This window comes from Bradyrhizobium sp. UFLA05-112 (genome assembly GCF_053572325.1).
In genome coordinates, this window is the sequence record NZ_JBANBK010000024.1 from 95,627 (window position 1) to 101,626 (window position 6,000).

The 6,000-nt window shown below is 58.8% G+C and carries 5 protein-coding genes and 2 pseudogenes; 5 read left to right on the forward strand and 2 right to left on the reverse strand.

Going from position 1 to position 6,000, the window contains the following annotated elements:
- Window positions 1-106: 106 nt before the first annotated feature.
- The 5 genes and pseudogenes from SO180_RS16515 to SO180_RS16535 form a co-directional block, all read left to right on the forward strand.
- Window positions 107-288 (forward strand): annotated as a pseudogene (locus SO180_RS16515) (hypothetical protein); the annotation flags it as partial.
- A 56-nt stretch (window positions 289-344) separates the two neighbouring features.
- Entirely contained in the window at window positions 345-905 is a 561-nt protein-coding gene (locus SO180_RS16520; RefSeq protein WP_449379886.1) for a GNAT family N-acetyltransferase, read from the forward strand.
- 697 nt (window positions 906-1,602) lie between these two features.
- On the forward strand, window positions 1,603-1,806 hold the full coding sequence (locus SO180_RS16525; protein WP_449379887.1) for a hypothetical protein: 204 nt from the start codon (window positions 1,603-1,605) through the stop codon (window positions 1,804-1,806).
- A 5-nt stretch (window positions 1,807-1,811) separates the two neighbouring features.
- Entirely contained in the window at window positions 1,812-2,732 is a 921-nt protein-coding gene (locus SO180_RS16530) for a GH25 family lysozyme (protein WP_449379888.1), read from the forward strand.
- A 138-nt stretch (window positions 2,733-2,870) separates the two neighbouring features.
- Complete coding sequence (locus SO180_RS16535; protein ID WP_449379889.1) at window positions 2,871-5,246, forward strand: DUF2235 domain-containing protein; 2,376 nt, start codon at window positions 2,871-2,873, stop codon at window positions 5,244-5,246.
- A gap of 120 nt (window positions 5,247-5,366) precedes the next feature.
- Here the strand turns inward: SO180_RS16535 and SO180_RS16540 are convergent, their stop codons facing one another.
- Window positions 5,367-5,534, reverse strand: coding sequence for a transposase (locus SO180_RS16540; RefSeq protein WP_449379890.1), 168 nt, complete (start codon window positions 5,532-5,534; stop codon window positions 5,367-5,369).
- Window positions 5,535-5,551: 17 nt separating this feature from the next.
- A pseudogene (locus tag SO180_RS16545) lies at window positions 5,552-6,000 on the reverse strand (transposase); the annotation flags it as partial.

The following is a 6,000-nucleotide window of genomic DNA, read 5'->3' on the forward strand; positions in this document are numbered from 1 at the left end:
ATCAACGCGTCTACTCGAAAAATACGAAAGGCTGATTATCTCCACTCTGTCAAAAAGAGTTTGTCTTGGACTCGCGCATACGAAGATTGTCTGAGAGGATTTAGTCATTGGACGACGATGTCAGAACGACTATCGCGCTGCTCTGCTTTCGCTGGTCGCCATCGGCTTTGTGCTGATCTATAGGACATCCGGCGTCCTAAACTTCGCTAAGGCGCGATGCTGCTGTTCGCGGCGCGGATCTTCGTCAGTCTGGTCGAGCGTGGAACGTCCTTTGCGTTCGCGCCGGTTGCGATGCCCGCCGATGCACCAGGTGCATGTTGCTTGAGCTTGGAGGAGGATCACATATGGTGACCACGCGCGAAGTGTCTGTCGATGACGCCCCAACGGTGACCCACATGGTTGCTGCCCTAGTCGCCGAACTCGGCGCCGGCCAGGTACTGGCCGAACCAGATACCCAGCTTGTGGCTGAACTTCTTGCCATGAAGGAACGTATCTATGGGTTTCTAGCTTTCGCGGAGGACCGCCCGGTCGGCGTCATTATGTTGTCGGAAAGTGCAGCCCTTTTCGCGCGCGGGACCTACGCCACTATCACCGAACTCTACGTGGTGCCGGACCAGCGATCGTCTGGGGTCGCGATGCGCCTCATTGAGGCTGCCGTACGCTTGGGGGCGGCAAAAGGCTGGGGCCAGCTTGAATTGGCGGCGCCCAGGCAGCCGATGTGGAGCCGCAATTCCAGCTTGGCATTGTACTTCAAGGCTGGTTTTGCAGAGATCGGCCCACGTCTAAAGCTGCCACTGCAATGCCTCAGTACCCCGCGTACGCAAGGCGCTCCTAAGGGGCGATCGCGATTAGACTCTCGGCGGCAACGCGCACTATCCCGCTCTAGCCGGATTCAACTGCTGTAAGGCTTGCATTGGAATCCGTGGGCACTCTTTCGGCCAATTGGACTACGCAATACTACTGGCGCTGGCTGGCTCCGCCGCTTTTCGAGCAGCCTAGTGAGCATCGTTGAATAGGCGAAAGCCACGACAGCGAGACAGCTACGGTGGTCACGTAGCGATAGGATGCGCGAGACACGCAATTCGATCTGATTTTCAACTATTGCTGATTCTTAGCGAATTAGCTGGCTTTCGCGAAGTACTCTCGCGGCGAGCGAACAATACCGCTCCGGGTGCCGGATCGTCCTGCCCATCGCTGCTACGCATGATCCGCGGGAGGCCCGGCAAGCCTATGATGTCATCTTGCCCGCACCGAATGCCTGGCTAAAGACGGCCGCGAACATCTTTTGAGAGGAGGTCGTTAACTAGACCTATTTCATATCTTTCGTTTGCGCTTTCGTAGCCAATGCTTGGGTTGTATCGCGAGCAAAAGACTTGCTTCGAGGGTGTTGAGAGAGCGCTACCGCGCGCTTTACAATCTTGTCGATCAACTTTCGGCTGTGGATATGTTCGGGCCCCCCCGTTTGGGAGTTGCTGAAGGAGGTCGACCCTCAAATACTTTACGCATTGCATTTGGCTTGCTTATTCCTTCACGTGGGGGCGCGTGTGAGATGATTGACTTGCCGTCACGGGCGTATCTCGCCTGCTGTCTACCGGCTCGGGCGTGGCCGGCGCCTTTGCCGCAATCACTCTCATCACGGATACCAGCAAGACTATTTCTCCCGAGCAGCTGTTTACGATCGCGGCAGCCGGCTACACCGGTGCCGATTTCATCGAAGGTTTCATAACGCGGATTTCAGGCAACCAGCCGGATGCTCCCGCAGTGAAGCATGTTGCCACTAATTCTTCCGATGACGCCGTAGGATAAATGCCATGGGATCAGCTGTTGAATTGCCTATTAACGGCCAAGCCACCGCAAATGTCAGGGTCAATCTGAGACAGGGCTCGCCAAGCCTTCAATCTCCGGTTCTGCGAAAGCTGAATGCCGGGACAACAATTTCGATCGAAGGCCTTGTCATCGGCGATGCCGTCCAGGGCAACGCGCATTGGTACCGGACGGCGGACAGTGCCTATGCGTGGGCCGGCGCTTTCTCTTCCATCCAGCGGATCGAGCTGTCGCCGTCCCTCTCTCCTGGCAAAGCGGCTGTGGATACAGGGCTGGACCGCGTTCCGCTGGTGGTCGACATCTTTCACGGAGACAGTGTCGTCAGCTTCGATCAGGCATTCGCCGCGGGGCTGCGTGGGGTCATTCACAAGGCGACAACTGGCGCGTCCGGCAGGGACGATGCGTACAAGCGTCGGCGTGATCTTGCAAATCGTGCAGGGCTGCTTTGGGGTGCAACGCATTGGGGTACGGCCCATGCACCGATAAGCGATCAGGTGAGCAACTTCCTTGACTGGGCTGATCCCGACAAGGACACGCTCGTTGCCCTTGATTTTGAGCGCGATGATGGAAACCAGATGACACTCGAGGGAGCACGTGAGTTCCTGGAGCTTGTCAACAACGAGCTCGGACGGAAAGCGGTGCTCTACAGCGGAGACACGCTAAAGACCGCACTTGGCAACAGGAGCGAACCGTTTTTCGGCTCGCACAGGCTTTGGCTGGCACAATATGGCAACCATCTAACCGTGCAGCGGAGCTGGCAGACGTATTGGCTGTGGCAGTACACCGACGGCGAGAAGGGGCCCGGGCGCAAGACTGTACCGGGAATTCCCGGAGACCGGCGCAAACGCCTCGACTGCGACCAGTTTGCAGGTAGCGTCGATGATCTGAAGGCCCAGTGGGCGGAGTAGCTGTACTCGCGGCGGGGGCGCGCAACTGTTGGAGTACGCCCCCGTCGCATCGTCAATGAGCAGCCGGGCTGTAGGCGAGAGTTCAAACAAAATTCAATTCTTCAATCTGGATTTGCTCCTGCGGTGAGGAAAGCCGACATGCCGAGACGAATCGTCCTCCTTTCCGACGGCACGGGCAATTCGGCCGCCCAGGTCTGGCGCACGAATGTCTGGCGCTTATTCTGCGCACTTGACCTCTCGAACGACGATCAAGTCGCCTTCTACGATGATGGTGTCGGCACCTCTTCGTTCAAGCCGCTTGCGCTGTTAGGCGGCGCATTCGGCATCGGACTTCGCCGCAACGTGCGCGAGCTCTACAAGTTTGCTTGCCGCAATCACCGCGGCAAGGATGACCAAATCTTTGGTTTCGGCTTTTCGCGCGGCGCCTTCACGATCAGGGTCTTGACGGGGCTGATCCTGGACCAGGGGCTGATCGATGCGAGTAGCATCTCGGAAGAGGAGCTCGATCGGCAGGCCCGTCAGGCCTATCGCGACTACCAGCGCAAGCACTTTCATACCAACTGGTATTTGCTCTATCAGGGATTCCGAAAGCTCATCGGTCGGCCTATCCTCGCATGGGATTCAGAGGTCCCAGCTCGCCGACATGCCGTTGAGATCCGTTTCCTCGGCCTCTGGGACACGGTGGCGGCTTACGGGTTGCCGATCGACGAGATGACGCGTGGAGTGAGCCAATGGATCTGGCCGCTCGAGCTCCCCAATCACACGCTTGGCAACGAGGTGAAACGCGCCTGCCACGCACTTTCACTCGATGATGAGCGGACGACCTTTCATCCCATTCTCTGGAACGAGCGCGATCCGGAATGGATGGCGCCGGCAGAGACGGAAAAACCGGGCTTTACCGCCAGCGAGCGGATCGTGCAGGTCTGGTTCTGCGGCGTCCATGCGAATGTGGGCGGAGGTTATCCCGACGACTCGCTGGCCCAAATCCCTCTTTGCTGGATCATGGAGGAGGCTCGAGCGTGTGGCCTCAAATTCAAGACCGAGAACCCGGCTGCGTTGGCCGAGGTGAGACAGGCGCAGGACAAGGACGGCAGGCTCTACGATCCACGCTCGGGCTTTGGCGCCTACTATCGTTATGGCCCTCGTCGGCTTTCACGGTTGTGCGACCAGCGGTTTTCCAGAACTACGGGGGACGAGGTTTACATCGAAAGACCCAAGATCCACGAGACCGCGCTACGTCGTATCAAGAATAACGCGCATGTCTATGCGCCGATCGGGATTCCGCACGAATACGATATCGTGATGGCAAAGCCGGTCCCGCATCCAGAGAATGCCGACTACTGCACCTTCGAAGTCAAGAGACTTCCAACCAAGCCGGGAAACGGCCTCTACGAGACCGCTAGCCAGGCCGCTGCGCGCGTCAGCGCCGAGCGAAAAGGGGTTTGGCCGAGAGTGTACTTACGCGCTGCCCTGTACTTCTCAACTCTCGCGGCGACCGCCTTTGCGATCATTTTTCCACTGGCTGGACGCGGCAATTCGATCAATGCAGATGCGAACCCGCTTGGCATCGTTTCGGACATCATTCGGACGGCCAGCGGCTTCGTTCCAGGCTGGGCCTCCGGCTGGCTTAGCTCATACGCGGATTACCCCTTCACATTCTGCGTGTTGGCCCTCGTGCTGACCGCCCTGCTGTATGGAAGCAGTCGTGTTGCTTCCAGCGTTACCGGAGAGATGCAGGGGCTCTGGAAGAAGGCTTTTGACGAGAAACTGACTCCCGTGTCGATCAAGCCGGAGCGCAATCCGAAGAGCGGCCTGCTGTTTGTGCAATCGATCTGGAAATACTACGTTGGCCCAGCAATTTCCGCGGCGATCTTAGCCTATCTGACAGTCACGGTCGCCGCGAAGTTTCTCTTGACGGCAGTCGATCAGGCCGGCCTCATTTGCGAAAAATCTGCAGCGCCCACAGACATTCCTGACGGTGGCGTCCTGATCTCGTTCGATGCCAGCAAAGTATGTCATGCGACCGGCTACAAGATCGGACGGCTGGACCGGTATTTCATCTGGACCACACCAGACCCTGGCGAGCTCAAAAAGCAACACCCGAACTACAAGGATGATCACGCGGCCTGTACGCAGCCGGGTGTCCCGCTGGGCGGTGCAGGCGTCACGACGGATGGCCGTGGCTACAGCACCTTCGGCGATCCGGCGGATGCGACACGGCTTAGTTGGTATCAAATGGCTCTACACGTGCTCAAGCTGCCGCTACGACGCTACTATGGCGAGCCGTGGTTCCAGCCGATCGCACGCTACGGCCAATTCGGTGATCAGGTCGATTTCCTCGAGCCCGACCCGAATCCGGCTTTCAGAAAGATTTCCGAGTACGTATCTCCGAAGGTGCCGGGAGAGCTCATCTTCTATGTCAATGAAGCAGCTCTGCCGGTGCCGCAGAGCTTTCAGTGGTTCTACAACAATCACCAGGGCTGCATCTCGTTCTTCGTCAAGCCATCCAAGTAGGACGTAGCGCCTCAGATAAATAATGATTTCAAACGTCTCCCCGCGCTGGCATGGATCGTGTCCCGTGGCGTGGTGTAGCTGAGCTTAGGCCACCACGTTCGCCGGCATGAGCCGGATCGATCAGCTGGCGATTGCCGGGAAGCTGACGGGGGGATCATCGCCCAACGGGGCGATCGTTTCCAGTGTCATGTAGCGGCCGCGCTGGACCGCCCACTCGTCATTCTGTTCGAGCAGGATGGCGCCGACCAGACGGGTGATGGCGTCCTCATTGGGGAAGATGCCGACCACTTCGGTTCGTCGCTTGATCTCGCCGTTGACGCGTTCGAGTGGATTGGAGTGGTCCGCAGGTGCTTCCAATGCTCGGCCGGGAAGTCGTAGAAGGCCAGCAGCGCGTATCGATCCTTACTGAGGCAGTCGGCCGCCTTCTCGTATTTGGGCGTGTAGCTCTCGATGAAGGCGTCGAACGCCAGCTCGGCGGCGGCCTTCGTTTCGGCGATCCAGATCTCCTGCAACGCGCGTTTGGCCTTCGGGTGCTGGCTCTTCGGCAGCTTGGCGAGAACGTTGGCGGCCTTGTGCACCCAGCAGCGCTGCTCGCGCGTTTTCGGCCAGACCTCACCGGCGGCCTTCCAGAACCCGAGTGCGCCATCGGCGATCACGAGCTGCGGAGGTACGTCGAACCCGCGCCGCTTCAGATCGAGCAGCAGATCGCGCCAGTCGTGCGCGCTCTCGCGGGCGCCATCGGTGAAGCCGACCA

Coding starts and splice junctions, on each gene's coding strand:
- SO180_RS16520 (WP_449379886.1), top strand. CDS start 345: ATGGTGACCACGCGCGAAGTGTCTGTCGATGACGCCCCAACGGTGACC.
- SO180_RS16530 (WP_449379888.1), top strand. CDS start 1,812: ATGGGATCAGCTGTTGAATTGCCTATTAACGGCCAAGCCACCGCAAAT.
- SO180_RS16535 (WP_449379889.1), top strand. CDS start 2,871: ATGCCGAGACGAATCGTCCTCCTTTCCGACGGCACGGGCAATTCGGCC.